The organism is [Clostridium] saccharolyticum WM1, assembly GCF_000144625.1.
Classification (GTDB): Bacteria; Bacillota; Clostridia; order Lachnospirales; family Lachnospiraceae; genus Lacrimispora; species Lacrimispora saccharolytica.
In genome coordinates this window covers 4,548,007-4,570,476 of the sequence record NC_014376.1, presented here as the reverse complement: position 1 = coordinate 4,570,476, position 22,470 = coordinate 4,548,007, and the positions used below count along the sequence as shown (strand labels likewise).

Below are 22,470 nucleotides of genomic sequence, written 5' to 3'. Positions count from 1 at the left end.
AGTATAAAAAAGGAGTGGGCGGCCGGTGAAAGCAGATGATAGAAGGATGGTACTTGTCCTGTGGTATACTTGTGGTAGAATTGAAGATCAAAGCCAATGGAATGAAAGGAGGGCAGGGCATGGCCAAAAAAAATGTGCGGAATACCAGGGGAAAGATCGTGAATGCGGCCTGGAAATTATTCTATGAACAGGGATATGAGGATACCACGGTAGAAGAAATCATTGAACTGTCCCGGACATCCAAGGGGTCTTTTTATCATTATTTTGATGGTAAGGATGCCCTGCTAAGCACCTTGAGTGTTCTGTTTGACGATAAATATGAAGAACTGACCAATACCATTGATCCGGACATGCCTGCGATGGAAAAGCTCCTGTTTCTTAACAGCGAATTGTTTGGCATGATCGAAAACAGCATTTCCATTGATCTGCTGGCAAGACTTCTTTCCACTCAGCTTGTTACCAACGGAGAAAAGCATCTCCTTGACCATAACCGGACTTATTATCGGCTTCTTAGAAAGATCATTGCCCAGGGTCAGGAAAAGGGGCAGATCGGCACCCGTTTCAGTGTCAGTGAAATGGTTAAGCTTTATGCTTTATGCGAGAGGTCTCTCATGTATGACTGGTGTTTATGCGGCGGAGAATATTCGCTCCGACAGTACAGCGCTACGGTTCTGCCTTCCTTCTTAAGCGGTTTTCTTCCAGAATAATATTGGAAATAAAACTTGTCTTGTGCCTGTCATAAATTATCGTCTTGTATAAAACCCTTTTAAAATAAGGGGAAATGGAATTTAATTTAAAAAACGTCTAGTATATAGTCTATACTGAGTTCTGCGTTGCGTTCTATATTTACCCATGCTATAATACTCCTATTATGGCTTTTTGGTTTACGTAAAAAGCTGTATCAACTTTTTGACAACAGGAGGGAACGATGAGCATAGGGCAGGCAGGGATTTTATCCGCTATTATCATTTATCTGATCGGTATGGTCTACATAGGATTTTATTACAGCAAAAAGGGGGGCGGTGATTCTGCCGATGAGTTTTATCTGGGTGGAAGGAAGCTTGGTCCTCTGGTTACGGCCATGAGCGCAGAAGCCTCTGATATGAGCAGCTGGCTGCTTATGGGACTTCCCGGAGTTGCTTATTTAACCGGAATCGCAGATGCAGGTTGGACCGCCATTGGTCTGGCTGTGGGTACCTATTTAAACTGGCTGCTCGTTGCGAAACGGCTTCGCCGGTATTCGGTGGTGTGCAATGCCATTACCATTCCTGACTTTTTTTCAAGGCGTTACCGGGATGATAAAAACTTCCTGATGTGTATTTCTGCTGTCATTATTCTGATCTTTTTCATTCCATATACTGCATCCGGTTTCAAGGCCGTAGGCACGCTGTTTCACAGTCTGTTTCAGATTGATTACCATGGTGCCATGATTGCAGGAGCGGCCGTCATTGTGGGTTATACCGTGATGGGCGGATTTATGGCTGTATCGACCACAGATTTAATCCAAAGCATTGTCATGAGCATTTCACTGGTCATCATAGTTTTTTTCGGAATTTCCGCCTCCGGGGGCTGGAACAATGTTATGGAGAATGCCCGGTCTCTTGAGGGCTATTTAAGCATGACCCAGGTTCACGACATGTGGGAAGGCAGTGCTTCTCCATACGGTTTTCTATCTATTATCTCCACCATGGCCTGGGGGCTGGGGTATTTCGGAATGCCTCATATCCTGCTGCGCTTTATGGCTGTCAGTGATGAAGATATGCTTAAGACTTCCCGCCGAATTGCTTCGGTATGGGTGGTTATTTCCATGTTCGTTGCGATTCTCATTGGAATCATCGGATACAGTGTTTCCATTGCGGGCCATATTCCCATGCTGTCAACCGGGTCTGATGCAGAAACCGTTATCATCAGACTGGCAGATATTTTGGGGAGAAACGGGTTCTTATTAGCCATCGTTGCAGGCGTGGTTCTGGCGGGAATCCTGGCTTGTACCATGTCAACCGCGGATTCCCAGCTTTTAACTGCAGCTTCCGGTGTATCCCAGAATCTTTTGCAGGACTTTTTTAAGGTTAAAGTAAGCGCAAAAGCTTCTAAATTGGTTGCAAGGCTTACGGTGATTGGAGTGGCCCTGGTTGGTGTGATTCTGGCCTGGGATCCTGACAGCTCTGTGTTCACTATTGTTTCCTTTGCCTGGGCAGGCTTTGGTGCCTCCTTCGGACCGGTAATGCTTTTTGCTCTGTTCTGGAAGCGCAGCAATCTATGGGGCGCCATTGCCGGTATGGTATCAGGTGGTGTTATGGTGTTTATTTGGAAATATGCAGTACGTCCATTAGGCGGAATATGGAATATTTATGAACTTCTCCCGGCCTTTACTGCAGCATGCGCTGCTATCATTATCGTATCACTGGTTACAGCACCGCCTTCCAAAGAGATTTATCAGGAATTTGAATCAGTTGGTAAAACTACGGCTGAACAGTAACATGCGCTCCTATCAGAAGACCGCCTGCTGACCGGAAAGAACAGGATGCTTTGGAGGAAATATTTATGGAGCTTTATCCCCCTTCCCTGATAAAGAACCTGCAGCGGAATAACATGGCAGGTTTTCAGGTTCAGGATAAAAAAGAACTATTGGAACTATTGAGAACGCTTATTGCAGATGGAACTACCGTAGGCTGCGGGGATTCCGTTACCCTGGAACAAATGGAAGTGTTTGATGATTTGAGGAAAAGAAAGGTAAACTTTCTGGATAAGTTTGACCCTTCCCTTACAAAAGAAGGCAAAAGAGAGATATACTTGAAGAATTTTTCGGCTGATACCTTTCTTACGGGAGTTAATGCAGTTACTATGGATGGAACGCTTTTTAACATTGACGGCAACGGCAGCCGGGTGGCTCCCATGCTATACGGCCCGAAACAGGTCATCGTTGTTGCAGGAGTGAATAAAATTACGGAAGATGTGGATGCTGCGGTTAAACGAGCCAGGCAGATTGCAGCGCCCCTGGATGCCAAGCGTCTTAACAAGGCAACTCCCTGCGCAGCCCTTGGGCGCTGCGTAGACTGCAGACATAAGGAGAGAATCTGCAATGATTTTGTTCTGATTGCAGGCCAGTTTATAAAAGACAGGATCAAAGTGATCCTTGTAAATGAGGAACTGGGCTATTGAAAAGCCCGGTTCCTCTGCTATTATTATTTTCCTCAATGGCGCAGATCCCTCTTTTCATAAAGACCGGCGGCCATGATACACCCTGCCAGAGTGATCCCCATGGAAAGCAGGATATAAAAAGGATTCAACCCGTGTTCTGAAATGGATACCACATTAAAATAGCCAATCGGTGTCAGCACGTTTAGGAAATTTCTTATGCCGGCGTAATCAAGGGCAAAGCTGGCCCCATAAAATCCCGCAACCGCAAGCATTGTAAAAAGGCTTGCGGATTTATAGTTATTGGCAAGGCTGGAGATAAACAGTCCGGTGGTGAAAAGCACCGTTTGTATCAGAAACATTCCGGCGGTAGTGAGGATATGAATGCCGGTAAAGCTGGTATCTCCCAGCGGCAGGATGATGCACAAATACGACATGATCCCCATGGTAAGGGAAAACACCCCAAGATTTGTTACTGCCGCTCCGATTTTCGCCCAGATGATGGCGGAACGTTTATAAGGCTTTGTGAACAGGAACTCGCTGGTGCCAAACGTTTCTTCCCTGGAAACAGCAAATACCCCTGCAAATCCCGCATAAAAGAAGGCCAGTAAGCCGGTCCAGAATACCATGCACTGATAGGCCCCCAGGGGAGTGTCAATTTTTATCCCATTCAGTCCGAATAAAATCAATATGATCTTTGGGAAGTCTTCCGCCATTTTTGCGATTTCCCCCATAGCATCCTTTAGCACCACAAATTCTATTGCTGCAAATCCTGTCAGCATTATCACCAGCACCAGCCATATCATCAACAGCTTTCTTGTTAATTTCAGCTCTTTTAAATATATCGTCTTCATGTTCAGCCTCCAAATACAATATCTTTTTTCCGGTATGCACTGCTGCTGACATACAGCAGCCCCCCGGCCAGGATCACATACCACACCACGAAATTCCACTGGTAAAATCCGGTTTCAGCGATGCTTACAGGATCAAAGAATGCAAAAGGGGTGAAATATCCCAGCACCGGTACCTGGATCTTTTTTGACATGGAGCTTAAACAGAATAAGGCAAACATGACGCAGGAAGATAAAAGTACAGGAGTCCGCACATTGGGAAAAAACGTTCCTGCAGCTGTCCCCAAAACCACAAACATCAGCTCTACCAGCACAAGGGATTTTCCTATGAGAAGGAATGCCCTCCAATCAATGGAAATGCCTTTTACGGTAAGAAGGGCGAGTGCAGCTCCTATGATATAAGCGGTTCCCACAATCAGGCTGTCTGCTGTACAGGCAAGAAGCTTGCTAAAAAATACCCTGCTTCTGGAATGGGGCTTAGTCAGCAGAAATTCAGCTGATTTGTTTACAAATTCTTTGGTGTGGGAGGAAAAAGCAATGCTCATTCCGTGAATTGCCGCCGCTGTCATAGCAAAGAGGTTTAAAAAGCTGAACATGCCAAGGGGGGTCATTACAAAGGCAGCACTAACTCCTAAGGCTTCAAACATGGAGTTGTTATTTATGGCCCCCGCCATCATTTCATCTGCCCCAGAGATAAAACCAAGGTAAGTGGGAAGCATGAGAAAGATCAGACCGCCCATAGACAGGGACCAGATGATAATATTTTTCTTTAACTGTTTCAGTTCATATTTAAATACAGTCATCCCCGTCACCTCACCTGTAATAGTGCATAAAAATTTCTTCCAGCGCCGGTTCTTCGATAAAAAGGTCATGGACTTTTAATGCGGATAGTTTTGCCAGGATCTCTCCCATATTCCCCATAAACAGGAATGAGGCGCCATTGCCTTCCTGATGATAATTGGTAATCCCCCCAAGGTCAAAAAATCCTGCCGGTATTTCCTCTGCCGTAACGCTGATCTTTTTATGACTGTTGGCCCGAAGCTGGCTGATTTTCTGTACACCGATTATTTTTCCTTCCTTTAAAATGGCCACCCGGCCGCAGACTTTCTGCACTTCTGACAGGACGTGGGAAGAAAAGAAGATCGTTGCGCCACGTTTGTTTTCTTCTTTTAAAATCTCAAAAAACTCCTGCTGGACCAGGGGGTCTAAACCGCTGGTGGGTTCGTCTAATAGAATGAGCCTGGGAGAATGGAGCAAGGCACACAGGATTCCGGCTTTCTTTTTGTTGCCGAGGGATAAGTCGGCGATTTTCCGGGACAAATCCAGGTTTAAGCGCCTGGAAAGCTCTTTTATTTTATCATCGTTCTTTACGCCATATAAATCCGCCGCATACTTTACCAGCTCCCGGACCGTCATATTGTCATAATAGGCGGACTCTCCTGGCAGATATCCCACATCCTTTGCGATTTCTGCTGCCTGTCTGATACAGTCCCTGCCAAAGATCTCCGCACTGCCGGAGGTGGGACGGATCAGGGCCAGAAGCGTGCGGATGGTAGTGGATTTGCCTGCCCCATTTGGTCCGATAAATCCGAAAATCTCCCCCTCTTCAACGGAAAAGCTCACATCCTCAATGCCCCTGTGATCCCCATAGCTCTTGGTAAGGTTTTTAATATGAATTGCTTTCACTGGAGAGCCTCCTTTCTTAACTCCAAAAACTCTACATACCCCAGATTGCCGTTTACACGGATCCGGTCTCCATCCATTATTTGTTTTGTAGCATCGGTCACACCTACCACCGCGGGCAGGCCGTATTCCCGTGTGATAACCGCACCGTGGGTAGCCATTCCGCCTACCTCCGTAACAAGTCCGCTTACGGAGATAAAGGCTGGTGTCCAGCTGGGGTCAGTAAATTTGGTCACCAGAATATCGCCTTTTTCTATTTTTCCGGCCTCTGCGATGTCCAGGATGACCCTGGCCCGGCCCTCTGCCACACCTCCCGATACGGCAAGCCCGGGCAGTGCCCCATTCGGGACCTTGCGTTTGTATTCTCCTTCCACCACTTCCCCGTCGGAGAAGATTAAGCGGGGCGGAGTCAGGGAGGCGTACCTTTCATAATCTGCACGCATTGCATCAATTTTTATATAATCGGGTTTCCATTCTCCTGAAAATAAGCCGGCCAGCTCCGGAAGGCTTAAATAGAAAACATCCTCCACATTTCTCAGTCTGCCTTTTTCCACCAGCTTTTCAGATTCCCGGATGATCGCCTGTTTGTATTCCCAATAGCGTTTCATCCAGTAATATTTCGGGGATTCCCGCAGGCCTAAGAAATTCCGGTAAAAGGAAAGCTGTTTTGCCAGCTTCCTGGCTTTCCTGGCTCCCCATTTCTTTTTGGCAGCCAAAACCAAGGCCTTTCCCGCTTCCTCGCTTTCTCTCTGTCCCTGAAGGAGCCTTCGCTCTGCGTGGCCCTTGGGGAGCCTTACGTCGGCCAATACGGTGGGAAGGATTTTTCCAGGCGCTTCCGCAAACCGGGGTTTTGCGATGTCGATCTCTCCGGGACAGCGCATTCCATACCGTGAGAAGAATTCTTCAAAGGCTTTTGCGGCATCCTCTCCGCCCTGCTGTCTCTTTAAATCCTCAATCCGAAATTTATCTCCGGCTGTTTCAAGATATTTTAAAACTTCCGGATAATCTCTGGCTGCATCTGCAATACGGCTGACGGAAAAACCCATTTCCGAGGTGATGTTCCCCTTTACGGATTTAGATACATCAACGCTTATATGTTCCTTTCCAAGAAGGAGTTTTCCAGCCTTATCAATAGGCTTTGTAAGGAAGAACGTCACCATAAGCGGGCCAAAACCATCCGGGTCAAACAGGCTCTTCATGAGATTTTCCATATCGTTTATCATGTAATCGATCGCCGCTTTGCCGCTTCGGCCTGCAAGTTCATTTCTGGTTTTTTGGATTATTGCTTCCATACGGCGGTTGTAGCCGTCAATGATGGCCGGATTGTTTTTCCGGTAAATTTTCAATCCGGCAATGATACATTTGATCACATACTTTGGTATTGCAAACTCGCTTTTCTGACCTTTGGGAATGGATTTAATATAATCCTTTCTTTCCAGAACCTGATGAAATGCGTGGTTCATCAGCTCATCGGAATTGGAAAGCTTTTGCCTCACCAGAGCTTTGCCTGCCGGGCTATTCAGATTATGGGTGATCTCCATATAAGGCCGGCCGCCAATCTCCGTGATGTTTACAGTTTCTGACATCAATTTCCAAAAAGACATGCCAAGGGGCAGCATGGTGTCGGTCATCATCTGTAAATGTCCCACGGAGATAAAGCAGCGTTTAAAGCCATCGGGAGAGGAAGGGCAGGGAAAAAGGGTGGTGATTGCCCGGGACTGGACAATGTAAAACCTTTGTCCGTCAAAGCACCATTCAATGTCCTGGGGGCTGCCGAATTCCTTTTCGATCTTTTTCCCTATGGAAGAAAGAGCGGTTACCTGGGCTTCGGTAAGACATGACTCTGCGCCGTTTCTTTTCTTTGCGGTACCACCCTTGACCGTCCATGTAACCGGGGTCTTACGACCGGACACCAGTTCTTCCCCAAGTCCTTCCACTGCTTCAATGGCAGTTGTAAAACGGTCGGAGGTTATGGGATCGGCGGTAAACATAACCCCTGCCGCCTTTGCCACCACCATCTTTTGCACGACTACAGCCATTTGGACTTCACTTTCGTCAAACCCGTTTTTGGCCCGGTAAGAAACTGCTCTCTGGTTATACAGGGAGGCAAAGCAGTTGATGACGGCTTTTGTTACGGCTTGAAAACCGGAGACGTTTAAAAAAGTGTCCTGCTGGCCGGCAAAGGAAGCATCCGGCAGATCCTCCGCCGTGGCGGAGGAACGGACGGCAACGGAAATGTTCTCCCCAAGGTCTTCATAGGCGGATTGGATCAATTTTACTGCATCGGCGGGCAGCGTCAGTCCGGCAACCGCAGATTTTATATCATCCTGGACATGGATGACGGCAGGCTGGATATAGTATTTAAAAAATTCTGTTGTAATAATAAAACCATCCGGAACCTTTTCCGGGAACCGCTGGGTCAGCCTTGAAAGACTGGCTCCCTTGCCGCCGGATATCCTGATGGAACCGGCCTCTTTATCCTGAATTTTCAGTATATACTTCACAGGTATTCCTCCTTATATAGGTTGCTTTTCAGCATGTGCATGGTTTTTTCCAGTTCTTCCATGATTTTTAAAAGATCACACCGGCCGTTGGACATTTCATAGGCGTATCCTTCCGCCATCAGGAACATCAGGCGCATGACCGCATCAATGTCCACACCTTCCTTAAATTTAGCCGCGTCCTCCTTTTTCACCACCAGGTCATAGGAAAACCGCTGGGCTTCCGGCATAATCCTTTTTGTGATGTCAATGACCTCTTCATCCGTTTCTTCAACCATGCTGATGATAAATTTCAGTATGTGCGGATCTTTTTCCAGTATGCCCATTTTCATTCTTGAAGCTGCGGTGATGCGCTCAAACAAATCGCCGCATACGTCAATTTCATTTCGTTTGTATGCGTCAACCATAACATTTCTTACATATTCTGACAGGGAAAGGTATAAATCCTTTTTTGTGCCGAAATAATGGAACAGCATGGGCTTGGATATTCCGCTGCTTTTGGCAATGTCACCCATGGAGGCCTTTTTGTATCCATGCTTTCCGAAACACTTTAATGCAGCCTCTAGGATGGGCTGCCGCTTTTCTTCTGAGAGTTCTTTCAATTTTTCCATAATTTCACCTTCTGAAACCATATTGACCGAATCGGTTTATGATCTGATTATAACACCATGAACCGATTCGGTCAATATGAGAAATTGCATCTTATTTTGAATTATTTGTATCATCTTCCATAGGCTGGAAGTCCTAAAACGGCTCTGGTCTCTTACGGAACGGCAGGGTTCCCTTCGCTCAGCATATGGCCCTTTAAATATTCGGAAGGTGAGATTCCAGTACTTTTTAAGAAGACCTTGGTAAAGTACCGGGTGCTGAAATATCCTACCCGCTCAGCAGTGTCCCGTACTGTGGCAGTATGTCCCCCTGCCATAAGCTCCATTGCTTTTTTTATGCGGACGCCGGTTAAGTGGTCAACAAATTTTTCTCCGGTTTTCAATTTATAGATTTTACTTAAGTAATTGGGTGAAATATCTATCATATCTGCTATGGTATTGATTCCAATCTGGTCCATATAATGTTCCTCCATATAAACGTTGATTTTATCAATTAAGTCAATACTCTGGTTTTGAGAAGTCATCTGCCTTAAAAATTCCAAAAGCTGGCCATAGGAGAGAATGCTGGCGGGCGTACCGGATTCCATGGTCAGAATGCGGTTTAAGGAATCATCACAAAGTTCAAAAACCTCTTTTTCATAAGAAAAGTGAGAAAGTGTGTGAAGAAGATTCTGAAAACCTATCACATCATCTGTCTGGCGGGCAATCAAAAGCTTTTCCAGCAAATCCGAAAAAGGCAGCAGCAGAGAAAAAGTAAGCCGTTCTTTTTCTGATAAAACCGATCCAAGGCCAACGCAAAAGCGCAGGCTTTCTGCCTTTTGAACGGCCTCAAACTGGGCAAACAGCTGAGAAAGATCCCCGGCTGAAATGTGAAATCCGGTTGCAACACATCCGCTGGTCTTATGAAATAGTATCAGCTCTTTCTGAAACTCCTCAGGGGGAACCGCAGTGCTGGTAAGATAACAGATTTCCCCTGTAGGAAGAAACGTCAATGTAAACCTGGCACCGTGGCGGGAGGAGATAGCTGAGAGCATGGTATTTAATTCATCCAAGTCATTTTTAAAGGTTTCTTTGTGGTAATGGTCAATATAAAAAAGAACAGCCGTGTAAGGAGGAAGAACGTGCCTTGGAGTCTGTAAAAACCGGATGGATGTATAAAGGTCCAGAATTTTTTCAAATTCCAGCTCATAATCCTTTTTCAGCAAAAGCTCCCGCTCTCCAAAAAGAGATGCTGCCTTTTCCATGGTGGCCCGGACTTCGTAAAGACTAGCCGGTTTTAAAAGATAGTCAATGGCCCCGAGTCTTAAAGCTTCCTGTGCATAGGAAAACTCCGCATATCCGGTCAGCATGACCACCGGGATCTGCCGCTCATGAAACCGGGAAAATGCCTGCAGTCCAGTGAGCATTGGCATGTGGATATCCAGGAATATCAGGTCCGGCATATCCGTTTCCAGTTGTTCTAAAAGCTTTTCTCCGTTTTCCACTTCAAAAAACCGGTGTACGTTAGGATAAAGCTCCTCGATCATGCTTTTTAATCCCAGCCGGATCAGCCGTTCATCATCGGCTAATAGTATTTTCATAATGAGGTTTCTCCTTCCAGAGGTATTTTGATTGTCATAGAAGTAATGTTTCCAGTCAGATTGATTTCAAAGACTGCATGGGGGTGAAAGATTTTTATCCGGTTTTCCACATTTCTTATGCCAACCTTTCCATCAGAGTATACTTCCTGGATATGAATGGGTATTCCGTTGTTTTTTTCTTCCAGGATCAGGGTATGGTCCTTTATGGAGGCAGATATGGAGATGGTAATGGAAATGCCGTCCCCGTCCATTCCATGCTTTAAGGCATTCTCCACAAGGGGCTGGATAAGAAGTCTTGGAATGGAAATGTTCTTTGCCTCTTCCTCCATGGAGCTTATAAAGGTCAGCCGTTCATCATAGCGTATCTTAAGGAGATTGCAGTATTGGATGCAGAATTCAAATTCTTCCAAAACCGTGGTAAGCTTTGCATCGCTGCAGGTATAGCGGAATATTCTGGTGAGCTGGATAATACTGTCCTCCAGCTCTTTTTTCATTCCGATCCGGTTCATAGTGAGAAAGCAGTTTAGAGTATTGTAGAGAAAATGAGGGTTGATCTGGCTTTGAAGGGCCCGGTACTCTGCCTCCTGCCGGTCGATCTCATATTTATAGGACCGGTTGATGTAAAGCTCCAGCTTCTGGATCATCTCATTTAAATTTTCCGCAATCAGGGACAATTCCTCTGTGTTAAAGGAATCGTTCTGCAAAAGGTCTGTATCTGGGACAGAAGCCTCTAAGTCTCCCCGTGCTACCTTTTTCATGGTATTTAAAATGGAGTTTAAGGCAAGGGCAGTCTTTTTTGAGTTGGAACGGAAAATAGAGAAAGCAGCCAGAATGGAGAAAAGGCTTAAAATAGCAGCCAGGCTCCACACTATGGATACTTGCTTAAAAATATCTTTTTGGGAGGAGACAAAAATAAGCTGCCAGGGCATTCCTGAAATATCGCTTTTATACAGTAGGTACGTATCGGAGTCTGTCCGGATTTTATTTTCTCGGGAAGGGAGCGTTTCGAGGACGCCTTTCTCCACTTTTCCAACCTGGTAAACGGGAGTTCCATCCTGGCCTGCGATCACAAAGCCTGAATTTTCGCTTAGGCTTACGCTGCTGAAAATATCCTTGATGATCTTGTCGGAGGCATCAATACGGATGACGCCCAGCTTCCGTTTGGTGTATACGTTGCGGACCGTATGAAGGGCGGAGATGACCGTAGTCTCAGAGCGGATATAAGGAGGAGGTTCTGATACCATAAAGTAATAGGGATCCGTTGCATGTATAACCTGCTGATACCAGGGTTCCTGGGGATAGGGGCAGTCAGTGGTATTCATAAGGTCGCTGGTTTTTGTTGCAGTAACGATGATATTGTTATCCGGATTTAACGGCATGAAAGAAACTGCCAGGATATCTTCCCTGGCCGTGTTTAATATTCGCTGCATGGAAGTGGTATAATTTTGCCTGTGACGTTCAATCCGGTAGTCAAAGGAACCATCTTTTGTGTATTTCCCATTTTCAACGGCTGCATAAAAACTTAGAATATCATCATAAATATAAGGGGTCAGGGCCAGCCGTTTTAAGTCGGACACATAGGTGCTTAAGTTGGTTGAAATGGAATAGAGGGAGGTTGAAAAGTATTTTTCATTGTCCTGGTAAATCCTGTTTTGAAAGTAAAAGGCAAGAATGGTTGCCATGATGATAATGGGCATAACAATACTGATGAGAAACAGGGCCAAAAACCGGTTTTGAAAGCTTTGGCGTTTTTTCATGTTGAATCACCTCCTGGGCCTATATTGTATCCATATTATCTATGTTTTTCAATCCCCTGGGGGGAAAATGATGGAATTGAGCCTGAAAGTGTAGATTTGAGTATCTTACGAATCCCAAAGGACTGTGATAAACTAAGGATACAAAATAGCCGGCTAAAAACTATTATGAATGTAAGGGAGAATTGTTATGAAGAAGTTAGCACTTGCAGCAATGACAGGTTTCATTGCAGTCAGCGTATTGGGCTGCTCCAAGGCACCCCAGGAGCCTGTGGAGGCAACCATAACCACAACCGCACAAACAGCAAAAGAGACAGAAACCAAAGGAAGTACAGCAGCTTCCACAGGTGTTACCATTGAATTTTTATATAACCTAAACGGTGAATCTGTCAGCGATGCCATTCAGGATGTTTGCCGGCAGTTTACAGAGGAAACAGGAATCGGCGTGGAAGCGGTCATGCCGGGAAGTAATTTTTCCGACATTATGAAGACCAGAATGGCTTCCAACCAGCTTCCAGATGTGTGGACAACCCATGGCTGGGCAGTCGCAAGATATGCGGAATACTTATCTCCTTTAAATGATTTTAGCTTTGCATCTCACATTTCCCCAAGCATTAAGGAGCAGATCACGGATGAGGAAGGAACCCTTTATACTCTTCCTATTGACATGGATTTAACCGGAATGATTTATAACGAAAATGTTCTGGAAGAAGCCGGTGTCAATGTAGATGACATCAAAACCTGGTCTGATTTTGAGGCGGCCTGCGAGAAAATCAAGGCAGCAGGACTTACCCCCATCCAGCTTGGCGGAAAAGACAGTTATACCATGGGAAATATGATGGATTTCGTCGCCCCTACGTTGATCACCAATGAGGATGAAGCCAATCAGTCCGCCCTTTTAGACGGAAGCTTTGACTGGAGCAAGTGGAATGTGGTCGTAAACCAGATCGACTCCTGGAGACAAAAGGGATATTTTAATACAGATGCCGTTACCGCTGATTTCATGACCGGCATTAAGGCACTTGCAGCCGATAAGGCAGCGTTCATGTTTACCGCAGCAAGCGGAATCACAGAGACCTATGTTCAGAACGCAGATACGAAAATGGGCTTTATGCCTCTTCCTGCAAGAGAAGCAGGGCTGAAACGTTCCCTGATGACAGGAGAGCATTTTGCAGTGGGCATGTCAAAGACCACAAAGCATCCGGAGGAAGTAAAGCAGTTTATGGAATTCCTTGCCCGTGAAGATATTTGTTCTTACCTTGCAACCAAATGTGGTATGCCTTCCGGACTTGATAACGTGGTAAGTGATACGGGAAGACTGGCTCCCTTCTATGATAAGTATGCAAATGACAGTTCTATTTTAAACATTCCGTATTTTGACAGAAAATATCTTCCAAGCGGTATGTGGAACGACCTTTGTGTTACAGGAGCTGCCATTGTTTCCGGACAGGCAGATTCCCTCACCGTTGCAGTAGACCAGATGAAAACAAGCTATGAGGAAAAGAAAGCACAGGAGTAAACATGAAGATTCAAAAAAAGTCAGTGATCAATCTGTTTTATATTCCGGCAGTAATACTGTTTCTGGTTTTTGTAATTTATCCTTTTATCCAGGGGATCCGGCTGTCCTTTACCAACTGGAATGGGTATTCCCAGTCAATGAAATTTGTTGGAATTAAGAATTACGCCAGATTGTTTCAGGATGCAAATGTAAAGACAGCACTGGTCAATACCCTTATTTACGGTGTTATGAGTACCGTGATCCAGAACATCTTAGGTCTTGGCTACGCGTTATTTTTAAATACAAAGTTTAAGGGACGTTCCCTTGTCAGAACGATTATCTACATGCCGGTTATGATTGCTCCGCTGATTATGGGTTATATCATGTATTTCTTCTTTCAGTATGACGGAGGTGCGGTCAATGATATATTGACCGCCCTCCATATGGAGCCGGTGGATTTACTGGTCCATTCAGGGACTGCCATCCGGATCATCGTTTTCGTGAATTCCCTGCAGTTTGTGGGCGTAGCCATGGTCATTTACTTAGCTGGCCTTCAGAATGTTCCCAACATGTATTATGAGGCGGCCATGATCGACGGGGCTACCTTCTGGGAACGGTTTAAACACATTACCATCCCGCTGCTGATGCCGGCCATTTCTTCCTCAACCATCTTAAACCTGATCGGAGGATTAAAGCTCTTTGACCTGGTAATGGCCCTTACAAGCGGTGGACCGGGATTCAGCACCCATTCCCTGTCTACTCTTGTTACGAACCAGTATTTTTCGGCCCAGTCCGCAGGATATGCTTCTGCAATCGGGATTTTTTCATTCCTGCTGATTATGATTATCAGCAATGTGGTCATGGGGTATTTTGACAAAAAGGAGGTGGATGCGTAATGAAGGGATCTAGAGTTTCCAATGCCTGGAGATATGTCCTGGCTCTCATTATCATTGCAGTCCACTTTGTACCCATCTATATGGTGGCTGCCATTGCGTTTAAATCACCATTTGACCATTCCTCCAGGTGGGCCTTTCCGGGATACCTTTACTTAAAAAATATTTACACGGCCCTGGAGCGGGGAGGAATGCTTCTGGCCCTTAAAAATACGGTGATCATCAGCAGTATGTCAATCCTGTTCATTGTGGTTATAGGAGCTATGGCGGCTTATCCCCTTGCGAGAAACAAAAGCAGGCTTAACAATCTGGTGAAAGGGTTTATGATGGGGGTCATGATGATCCCGCCTTTAAGCATTCTGGTTCCTCTGTATTCCTTTATGGCAAAGATCCAGGGAATCAATTCCTACTGGGGCATGATCGTGACCCTGATCACCTTTCAGCTTCCCACCAGCATCTTTTTGTTTTCCAGCTTTATTTCCAGCATTCCTGTTGCCCTTGAGGAAGCGGCGGCAATTGACGGCTGCGGGCCGTTCCAGACATTTTTCCGGATCATCATGCCTCAGCTGAAGCCGGTAACAGCTTCAGTTATCATTATCACAGGCGTAAACTGCTGGAACAATTACCAGTTTGCCCTATACTTACTCCAGTCCCCCAGGATCAAGACCATTACCCTGGCCATTGCAGGATTCTTTTCTGCAGACTCGGCCAATGTCAACGGGGCGGCAGCGGCTGCCTTTATCGGGATTCTGCCCATGGTTGTGGTATTCCTGTTTTTGCAGAAATACTTTATCCAGGGTATGGTGGACAGCGCGGTCAAGTAATAGGAAAATAACTAAATAAGATTCAAAAGGAAAGCGGGAATCGGATGAGACTTCCGCTTTCTTTCTAAAATTTTTGAAAGATTGAGGTTAGTTATGAGTGTACGATATATTGAGGATAAAAAAGTATTCCTGCTGAACACGAAACATACAAGCTACCAGTTCCGGGTGGCGGAGTTTGGGTTTTTAGAACACTTATACTATGGAAGAAAAATTACCGATACAGCGGATTATCTCCCGGTGAGAATCCGCCATGGGTTCGAAGCCAATCCTTATGAGTCGGAAAAAGACAGGACCATCTGTTTGGATGTACTGGAACAGGAATACCCGGGATTTGGAGTTTCGGACTTCCGGGTTTCTGCTATCAGCGTGATCAACGGGGATGGTTCCAACTGCATGGATTTAAGATATGTATCCCATAAGGTGACCGACGGAAAATACCGCTTACATGGAATGCCTTCCCTGCGGGACAACGGCGGTACATGGCAGACTCTGGAGGTTCTGATGAGGGACCCTTATACCCAGGTGGAGGTGACTCTTGTTTACGGTGTGCTGGAGGAGTATGACATCATTACAAGATGTGCCAGGATTAAGAATGCAGGCGAACAGACTGTGTTTGTCAATGCAGCTCATTCCGCCTGTATTTCTTTCCCGACGGATCAGATGGATATGATCAGCTTCTATGGAAGCTGGGGCCATGAGCGGTGTGCGGAGAGAACTCCTGTGAGACACGGGAAGATTACGGTGGACAGTGCCAGAGGCATATCCAGCCATTACCAGAATCCTTCGGCCATTCTCTGCAGTCCGGATGCAACAGAGGATGGGGGAGATTGTTACGGAATCGCCCTGGTTTACAGCGGAAACTTTGCAATCACAACGGAGGTCAATGATTTTAAGCAGACCAGGCTGGTGGCTGGAGTGAACCCGGAGACGTTATACTGGGAGCTTACAAAGGGAAGTATATTTGAAACGCCGGAAGCAGTTATAACTTACAGCTTTCAGGGACTTTCCAAGATGAGCCAAAATTTCCACCGGACAGTGAAGCATCATCTGATTCCCCCTCAGTTTATCCATGAAAGATGCCCGGTTCTCATCAACAACTGGGAGGCAACCATGATTGATTTTGATGAAGAAATGCTGGTGAACATTGCAGGTAAGGCAAAGGAACTGGGGGTTGAGATGTTTGTCATGGACGACGGCTGGTTCGGAAGAAGGACCGATGAATACAGGGGGCTTGGAGACTGGCAGTGCAACCGGGAAAAACTGCCCAGCGGAATACCGGGGTTTTCCAAAAGAATTCATGATATGGGATTAAAATTCGGTATATGGATCGAGCCGGAAATGGTCAATGAGGATTCCCAGCTTTATGAGGAACATCCCGACTGGTGTATCCGCATTCCGGGAAGAAAACCTACCCGCCAAAGGTATCAGCTGATCCTGGATTTCAGCAGGGATGAAGTGGTGGAAGCCATTTTCCAGCAGCTTTATGAGGAATTTAAAGATGCTCAGATTGATTACATCAAGTGGGATATGAACCGGAGCATGACGGACCGTTTTTCTTCGGCACTTCCCGCTCACAGGCAGGGAGAGGTCTGCCACAGATATGTGCTGGGTCTTTATAAGCTGATGGAAAAAATGACAAAGGCGTTTCCCCATGTACGGTTTGAGGGCTGCAGCGGAGGCGGAGGAAGGTTTGATCTGGGCGTTCTTTACTACATGCCCCAGATCTGGTGTTCCGATGATACGGATGCGGTGGAACGGATCCACATACAGTACGGAACTTCCATGATCTACCCCCCCTTTGTCATGGGAGCCCATGTTTCCGAGTGTCCCAACCAGCAGACGGGAAGAACCGTTTCCATTGATACGAGAGCAGCCCTTGCCTATTTCGGGACCTTTGGATATGAGCTGGATTTAAATAAGATATCAGAGGAAGAGCAGAAAGCGGTCTCCAGGCAGGTAAAATACTATCAGGAGCATGGGCTGGTGTCGGCCCATGGTGACTACTACCGTCTGTCTGACCCGGAAACGGAACGGGAGTATGTTGCATTTATGTCGGTTTCCAATGATAAAAAAGAGGCAGTAGTAGGGTATGTACAGCGGGTTTCCGGTGCGAATAAAGGGATTATCTACTTAAGGCTTAAGGGGCTTGAGGAACAGGCGGTATATGAGATTCTGGAGCTTGGAATAAAGCTTTCCGGAGCGGCGCTGATGTATGCGGGACTGCCCATGCCGGTGATCAAGGCAGACAATGAAGCCAGGGTGTTCACTTTAATGGTACGGTGAGGAAAGGGACCATACGTTATTTGAATTTATAGTAAATATGAAAAAAGGACTGGAAACGGGAACACGGCTGCTGCTGTTCCCGTATTCCTCCTGAAATGTTGGTTGTTATCCTGGGCTTGTTGTGCTTTGCTGTTATTTCTTTAAGTATTAATTGTACCAATGGTATTGTAGTGATGGCCAGGCATTTTTCTTGAGATCATGGCATCTTTATGAACGGTAAGAGAATGTTTTTATATTGATTATATATTATTGACAAAATTACATAAAAATGCTATAATCCGATTGTGCTAATTTACTTGGCATTTTTTAATAATAATATATGTAAAGGTTTACACAAAATTACATAGAACCTCCCCCGCTTTCCGTGGGGGTAAGGCAGAGGGATAAAGAAATGGGAATTGGTATCAAAGAAGTTGCAAAAGAGGCGGGAGTGTCCATAGCAACCGTTTCAAGAGCGTTAAACAATGAGGGCTATGTAAGTGAAACTGCCTATAAGAAAGTGGTGGAGGCTGCAAAGCGGCTGAACTATGAACCTAATTATCTGGCACAAAGCTTGCTGAAGCAAAAAACCAACATCATCGGCGTTGTAGTTTCCGATATCGGCACCAGTTTCTTTTCGAAAATATTAAAAAGTATAGAGAACTGTGCATTTGAAAAAGACTATAGTATTATGATCTGTAATATCGAAGAGGATTTAGAAAAAGAGAAAAAGTATTTAAGTGTATTTAAGCGTATGTGTGTAGACGGTATTATTCTGACCAATGAACAGACCGACGAGGAATTGCTGGGACAGCTGGCTGCCATGCCTGAGATTCCTATGATTGCCTGTAGCTGTCATATCGATGGAATTTCATGTGCAAGTGTTAATATTGATGATTATAAGGCGGCGTATGATGCCATTTCCTATTTGTACCGGCTTGGGCATAGAAAAATAGCTTATTTCGGTGCCGGACTACAGGATTTTACAGTAGGCCGCCAACGGTATGAAGGGGTGAGGGACTCACTGGCAGACAAAGGCTGCCCCATGAAGGAACAATATGTCAGGCTTTCCGGCTTAAAGATTGAGCATGGTTATAAGATGATGAAAAACATGATTAATTCCTGTAAGGATGATTTGCCTACCGCCATATTTGCAGGAAGTGATGATGTGGCAGTAGGTATCATGAATTGTGCGTTTGATTTCGGATACCGTGTACCGGAGGATTTTTCAATCCTGGGTTTTGACAACAGTGAAATTTCTGCCAGTATGCGCCCGGCTATTTCTACGGTTCATCAGCCCATTGAAGAAATCGGATATGTTTCGGTGAACACCCTTATTGACCTGATTGAAAAGGAAGAACGGCAATATTCCAGCCTGGTACTTCCTCATAAGATTGTTGAGAGAGACAGCTGCATAAAAATTTTTCCCTGACAGGGAAAATTTTGCTTGATGTGTAAACCTTTACATATAAAAATACATTGTCACAGGAGCGGAAAAACCATGAAAGAAATAGATGTTCTTATCGCAGGTACGCCGAATATTGACCTGATTGTACCCCCGTATGACGCGCTGCCAGGCCCGGGTGAGGAAATACGGGTGGATAATATATATGTACTGTGCGGCGGCGGAGTGGCTATTACATCCATCGGACTCAGCAAGCTGGGAATGAAGACCATGATCTATGGTGCGGTGCATCATGATTTGTTTGGTGAATTTATCTTACAGGAAATGCAGAAATACGGAGTAAAAGTAAAGACCAGGCGTTCTGAAAAAAGTACAGGAATTTCAATTGCGCTGGATGTGGACAAGGACAGACGGTTTATTACCTATGACGGCTGTGTAAATGAGGTTACGCCAAAGGATATTCCTAAGGGACTGCTGGAAAAAACACGGCATACCCACCTGACTAATTACAGGGGACGCATTGATTTGGAAGAATATCTGCAATTTATTGAAGACGCCCATGGAGCCGGAGCTACGGTTTCCATGGATGTAGGCTGGGATGATACAGGATGCTGGGATGAATGTTTGTTTGAGATAACAAAGAAACTGGATGTGTTTTTCATCAATGATAAAGAATTAATGGAATATACCCGAGCCTCCACATTGGATGCGGGCATTGAAAAGCTATCCGGTTACTGCTCACATGCAGCCATTAAAATGGGAGCCCGGGGGTCCCGGCTGCTGAAAGACGGCGAGTCGGTTTACGGCAGAGCTTACTGCGTAAATTCTCTTGATACCACCGGTGCCGGAGATTCTTTTAATGCTGGATACCTGTATGGATTCTTAAATGGCTTATCTCCTGAGGAATGCTTAAAGGCTGCTAACTTTTGCGGGGCTTCCTCGGTTCAGGGATATGGCGGATATGTAAATGTTCCAAATCTAAAACAATTAAAGGAGGAGTTAAAATGAAACTAGTAATTCTGGGCGGAGCCGGAGTAAGAACCGTGTTTTTTACCAATGGCGTGGCTCAAAAGGCAGATTTAATGGGGATTACCGAGCTGGTTCTTTTTGATACGGATGAAAAAAAGCTGGCTATTATGGGAGCATTATCCAAATATGCGGCGCGGAAGGCAAATCCGGCTCTGATCGTAAGCACCTCTTTGGATATACGTGAAGCTGTTTCCGGAGCGGATTATGTAGTAACCACCATCCGGGTGGGCTATGACGAAGGCCGTGTAATTGATGAAGACATTGCCATGAAGCATGGTGTACTGGGGCAGGAAACCACGGGAATCGGCGGGTTTTCCATGGCTCTGAGGACCATTCCGGTGATGAAGGAGTATTGCAGGATTATAAAGGAGCTGGCACCCAGGGCATGGATATTTAACTTCACCAATCCCTCCGGCCTGGTAACCCAGGCTCTTCGGGACGCCGGCTATGACCGGGTACTTGGGATCTGTGATGCGCCCAGCGGCACTAAGATCAATATGGCGGAAGCTCTGGGGATTCCGGCCGGTGAATTGAAGGTACAGTTTGCAGGACTGAATCATTTGTCCTTTGTAACAAGTGTTATCCATCATGGGAAAGAATTATTGCCGGAGTTATTAAAGGATGATGATTTTTTAAAGAAAGTAAAAGAGTTTTCCATGTTTGAACCTGATGTGATCCGCACCATAGGACATTTGCCCAATGAATATCTGTACTATTTCTTTTACCGGAACAAAGCAAACCAAAACGTCAAAGGCAGTCAAAAGGCCCGGGGACGGGCTGTAATGGAAAACAATATTGAGATGTTTAAGGCCCTTTCCCAGATGAACCCGGAGACACAGATCGAGGAAATGCTGCAAACTTATTTACGGTTTATGTATAACAGGGAGTCTACCTATATGGTGAATGAAACCAATCAGGCGTTGGCTCATAAGCCTTTTGACGGGCAGATACCCAATGCGGAAGGGTATGCAGGGGTTATGATGAATTATCTTTTGACTATGGCTACCGGAGAAGAACGGGAAATGGTTCTTTCCATTCCGGATTCGGTAGGACATTTTGGATTGAAAGCCGGCGATGTAATGGAAATTACCTGCAGGATTACAAAAGAAGGCATCGTGGTGGAGGAAAGAGGGGAACTTTCTCCGGCAGCCCAGGCAGTCATTCAAAGTGTAAAGGCTTATGAAAATCTGACGGTAGAAGCAATCAACACTAAGTCAGTCCAAACGGCCCAGGCTGCTTTGATGGCACATCCTTTAATCGGCGATTATCCGCTGGCAAAAAAGCTGGTGGAAGATATATTAAGCGCACACAAAACTTATTTAGGAGAATGGAATTATTAAAAGGAGGAAATTATCATGAAAAGAATTTGGGGTTATGCAATGGCAGCTATCATGGGGGTCTCAGCTTTAACCGGATGTAGTTCAGGGCAGTCAGCTTCCACCACAGCTGCTACCACAGCGGCTGCAGCCGATCAGACAACAGCCGCAGACACATTAAAAGCAAAGGAACCGGCAGAAAGTCCCGCCGGCAAGGTTGTTATTTACACCGGCAGCGGCCCGGAGATTACGGAACCGATTTATGCTTTATGGAAGGAAAAGTATCCGGATATTGAAATTGAGGAGGTAAAGAGCGGAACCGGCGAATTGCTGGCAAGAATCAGTGCGGAAAAGGATAATCCAGGCGGTGATGTGCTTTGGGGCGGTGATACATTTTTGTATCTGTCCAACCCGGATCTGTTCGAAGCCTATGACTCCAAAGAAGATGCGGCTATGATTACCCGGGACCCGGACCACAAATGGCATTCCTACGTAATTATGCCTCAGACCATTATGGTTAATACCAAGCTGATAAAATCAGAAGCCGACTATCCGAAGACCTTAAAGGAATTAACAGACCCAAAATGGAAAAATGATAAGATCGCCCTGGCAGACCCCTCCAAATCAGGTACCGGTTTGTCTCTTGTAAAGGGAATGGCCTCTTTGTATGATTGGGATTATGTGCAGCAGCTGCTTTTAAACACGGAGGTGTACCCAAGCTCTGATGCTATGTTTGCTGCTGTGAAGGATGCAACGAATCCGGTAGGCTTTATCAATGAGGACTTAGGCTACAAATGGGAAATGAGCGGTGAGCCGGTTAAGATCATTTATCCGGAAGATGGAGTTACCTATAACGTGGAAGCGACCGGGATCATCAAGGGTGCCAAAAACATGGATAATGCCAAGCTGTTTCTGGACTTTATTTTAAGCAGGGATGTGCATAAAGTTTTACAGGATGTTGTAAAAAGACGTTCTGCACGTACGGATATGGCTCCGCCGGAAGGTTTAGAGGATTTAAGCTCTTATCAGCTGATTGAATCGAAATTTAATTCCAAGGATGAAGTTCTGGATAACTTTACAAAGGCACTGGATGCGGCCAGAAAATAAAAAGTAAGAGGTGACAGGTTG

General features: G+C 45.6%; 18 protein-coding genes. 11 read left to right on the top strand and 7 right to left on the bottom strand.

Features of this window, described 5'->3' with window-relative positions; translation table 11 throughout:
• Positions 1-119: 119 nt before the first annotated feature.
• The 3 genes from CLOSA_RS21190 (at position 120) to CLOSA_RS21180 (ending at position 3,162) form a co-directional block, all read left to right on the top strand.
• Positions 120-707: a TetR/AcrR family transcriptional regulator gene (locus CLOSA_RS21190; RefSeq protein ID WP_013274777.1), complete on the top strand. Its 588-nt coding sequence runs from the start codon at positions 120-122 to the stop codon at positions 705-707.
• A 221-nt stretch (positions 708-928) separates the two neighbouring features.
• Entirely contained in the window at positions 929-2,479 is a 1,551-nt protein-coding gene (locus CLOSA_RS21185) for a sodium/proline symporter (RefSeq protein WP_013274776.1), read from the top strand.
• 65 nt (positions 2,480-2,544) lie between these two features.
• Positions 2,545-3,162: a lactate utilization protein gene (locus CLOSA_RS21180; protein WP_013274775.1), complete on the top strand. Its 618-nt coding sequence runs from the start codon at positions 2,545-2,547 to the stop codon at positions 3,160-3,162.
• A 32-nt stretch (positions 3,163-3,194) separates the two neighbouring features.
• On the opposite strand, the gene CLOSA_RS21175 is transcribed toward CLOSA_RS21180, so the two are convergent.
• From CLOSA_RS21175 to CLOSA_RS21145, 7 genes are all read right to left on the bottom strand, one after another.
• Positions 3,195-3,992, bottom strand: a complete 798-nt coding sequence (locus CLOSA_RS21175; RefSeq protein ID WP_013274774.1) for an ABC transporter permease subunit — start codon at positions 3,990-3,992, stop codon at positions 3,195-3,197.
• A 2-nt stretch (positions 3,993-3,994) separates the two neighbouring features.
• On the bottom strand, positions 3,995-4,792 hold the full coding sequence (locus tag CLOSA_RS21170; RefSeq protein ID WP_013274773.1) for an ABC transporter permease subunit: 798 nt from the start codon (positions 4,790-4,792) through the stop codon (positions 3,995-3,997).
• Positions 4,793-4,802: 10 nt separating this feature from the next.
• Positions 4,803-5,675, bottom strand: coding sequence for an ABC transporter ATP-binding protein (locus CLOSA_RS21165; protein WP_013274772.1), 873 nt, complete (start codon positions 5,673-5,675; stop codon positions 4,803-4,805).
• The gene (locus CLOSA_RS21160) at positions 5,672-8,176 is read right to left on the bottom strand and encodes a phosphoenolpyruvate synthase (protein ID WP_013274771.1); all 2,505 of its coding nucleotides are present in this window, start codon (positions 8,174-8,176) and stop codon (positions 5,672-5,674) included. Before CLOSA_RS21160 ends, CLOSA_RS21165 begins: the two co-directional genes overlap by 4 nt.
• Positions 8,173-8,784 carry a TetR/AcrR family transcriptional regulator gene (locus CLOSA_RS21155; RefSeq protein ID WP_013274770.1) on the bottom strand — a complete coding sequence of 204 codons (612 nt, stop codon included), beginning with the start codon at positions 8,782-8,784 and terminating at the stop codon, positions 8,173-8,175. The genes CLOSA_RS21160 and CLOSA_RS21155 overlap by 4 nt, the downstream gene beginning before the upstream one ends.
• A gap of 152 nt (positions 8,785-8,936) precedes the next feature.
• Positions 8,937-10,361 carry a response regulator gene (locus CLOSA_RS21150; RefSeq protein ID WP_013274769.1) on the bottom strand — a complete coding sequence of 475 codons (1,425 nt, stop codon included), beginning with the start codon at positions 10,359-10,361 and terminating at the stop codon, positions 8,937-8,939.
• Positions 10,358-12,118, bottom strand: a complete 1,761-nt coding sequence (locus tag CLOSA_RS21145) for a cache domain-containing sensor histidine kinase (protein WP_013274768.1) — start codon at positions 12,116-12,118, stop codon at positions 10,358-10,360. The genes CLOSA_RS21150 and CLOSA_RS21145 overlap by 4 nt, the downstream gene beginning before the upstream one ends.
• A gap of 187 nt (positions 12,119-12,305) precedes the next feature.
• Between CLOSA_RS21145 and CLOSA_RS21140 the strand changes: the two genes are divergently transcribed.
• The 8 genes from CLOSA_RS21140 (at position 12,306) to CLOSA_RS21105 (ending at position 22,449) form a co-directional block, all read left to right on the top strand.
• Positions 12,306-13,634 (top strand): ABC transporter substrate-binding protein, encoded by a 1,329-nt coding sequence (locus CLOSA_RS21140; RefSeq protein ID WP_013274767.1) that lies wholly within the window; start codon positions 12,306-12,308, stop codon positions 13,632-13,634.
• 2 nt (positions 13,635-13,636) lie between these two features.
• Positions 13,637-14,509 carry a carbohydrate ABC transporter permease gene (locus tag CLOSA_RS21135; protein WP_013274766.1) on the top strand — a complete coding sequence of 291 codons (873 nt, stop codon included), beginning with the start codon at positions 13,637-13,639 and terminating at the stop codon, positions 14,507-14,509.
• Positions 14,509-15,330: a carbohydrate ABC transporter permease gene (locus tag CLOSA_RS21130; protein WP_013274765.1), complete on the top strand. Its 822-nt coding sequence runs from the start codon at positions 14,509-14,511 to the stop codon at positions 15,328-15,330. Before CLOSA_RS21135 ends, CLOSA_RS21130 begins: the two co-directional genes overlap by 1 nt.
• Positions 15,331-15,423: 93 nt before the next feature.
• Positions 15,424-17,613, top strand: coding sequence for an alpha-galactosidase (locus CLOSA_RS21125; protein ID WP_013274764.1), 2,190 nt, complete (start codon positions 15,424-15,426; stop codon positions 17,611-17,613).
• Between the two features lie 391 nt (positions 17,614-18,004).
• Positions 18,005-19,024 carry a LacI family DNA-binding transcriptional regulator gene (locus CLOSA_RS21120; RefSeq protein ID WP_013274763.1) on the top strand — a complete coding sequence of 340 codons (1,020 nt, stop codon included), beginning with the start codon at positions 18,005-18,007 and terminating at the stop codon, positions 19,022-19,024.
• Positions 19,025-19,093: 69 nt separating this feature from the next.
• Positions 19,094-20,005: a carbohydrate kinase family protein gene (locus CLOSA_RS21115; RefSeq protein ID WP_013274762.1), complete on the top strand. Its 912-nt coding sequence runs from the start codon at positions 19,094-19,096 to the stop codon at positions 20,003-20,005.
• Positions 20,002-21,366, top strand: coding sequence for a family 4 glycosyl hydrolase (locus CLOSA_RS21110; RefSeq protein WP_013274761.1), 1,365 nt, complete (start codon positions 20,002-20,004; stop codon positions 21,364-21,366). The genes CLOSA_RS21115 and CLOSA_RS21110 overlap by 4 nt, the downstream gene beginning before the upstream one ends.
• A 15-nt stretch (positions 21,367-21,381) precedes the next feature.
• Positions 21,382-22,449 (top strand): ABC transporter substrate-binding protein, encoded by a 1,068-nt coding sequence (locus CLOSA_RS21105; RefSeq protein ID WP_013274760.1) that lies wholly within the window; start codon positions 21,382-21,384, stop codon positions 22,447-22,449.
• Positions 22,450-22,470 lie beyond the last annotated feature (21 nt).

What these genes read in the sequence shown, in the direction of transcription:
- CLOSA_RS21190 (WP_013274777.1), top strand. Translation starts at nt 120, where the DNA reads ATGGCCAAAAAAAATGTGCGGAATACCAGGGGAAAGATCGTGAATGCG.
- CLOSA_RS21185 (WP_013274776.1), top strand. Translation starts at nt 929, where the DNA reads ATGAGCATAGGGCAGGCAGGGATTTTATCCGCTATTATCATTTATCTG.
- CLOSA_RS21180 (WP_013274775.1), top strand. Translation starts at nt 2,545, where the DNA reads ATGGAGCTTTATCCCCCTTCCCTGATAAAGAACCTGCAGCGGAATAAC.
- CLOSA_RS21175 (WP_013274774.1), bottom strand. Translation starts at nt 3,992, where the DNA reads ATGAAGACGATATATTTAAAAGAGCTGAAATTAACAAGAAAGCTGTTG.
- CLOSA_RS21170 (WP_013274773.1), bottom strand. Translation starts at nt 4,792, where the DNA reads ATGACTGTATTTAAATATGAACTGAAACAGTTAAAGAAAAATATTATC.
- CLOSA_RS21155 (WP_013274770.1), bottom strand. Translation starts at nt 8,784, where the DNA reads ATGGAAAAATTGAAAGAACTCTCAGAAGAAAAGCGGCAGCCCATCCTA.
- CLOSA_RS21150 (WP_013274769.1), bottom strand. Translation starts at nt 10,361, where the DNA reads ATGAAAATACTATTAGCCGATGATGAACGGCTGATCCGGCTGGGATTA.
- CLOSA_RS21145 (WP_013274768.1), bottom strand. Translation starts at nt 12,118, where the DNA reads ATGAAAAAACGCCAAAGCTTTCAAAACCGGTTTTTGGCCCTGTTTCTC.
- CLOSA_RS21140 (WP_013274767.1), top strand. Translation starts at nt 12,306, where the DNA reads ATGAAGAAGTTAGCACTTGCAGCAATGACAGGTTTCATTGCAGTCAGC.
- CLOSA_RS21135 (WP_013274766.1), top strand. Translation starts at nt 13,637, where the DNA reads ATGAAGATTCAAAAAAAGTCAGTGATCAATCTGTTTTATATTCCGGCA.
- CLOSA_RS21130 (WP_013274765.1), top strand. Translation starts at nt 14,509, where the DNA reads ATGAAGGGATCTAGAGTTTCCAATGCCTGGAGATATGTCCTGGCTCTC.
- CLOSA_RS21125 (WP_013274764.1), top strand. Translation starts at nt 15,424, where the DNA reads ATGAGTGTACGATATATTGAGGATAAAAAAGTATTCCTGCTGAACACG.
- CLOSA_RS21120 (WP_013274763.1), top strand. Translation starts at nt 18,005, where the DNA reads ATGGGAATTGGTATCAAAGAAGTTGCAAAAGAGGCGGGAGTGTCCATA.
- CLOSA_RS21115 (WP_013274762.1), top strand. Translation starts at nt 19,094, where the DNA reads ATGAAAGAAATAGATGTTCTTATCGCAGGTACGCCGAATATTGACCTG.
- CLOSA_RS21110 (WP_013274761.1), top strand. Translation starts at nt 20,002, where the DNA reads ATGAAACTAGTAATTCTGGGCGGAGCCGGAGTAAGAACCGTGTTTTTT.
- CLOSA_RS21105 (WP_013274760.1), top strand. Translation starts at nt 21,382, where the DNA reads ATGAAAAGAATTTGGGGTTATGCAATGGCAGCTATCATGGGGGTCTCA.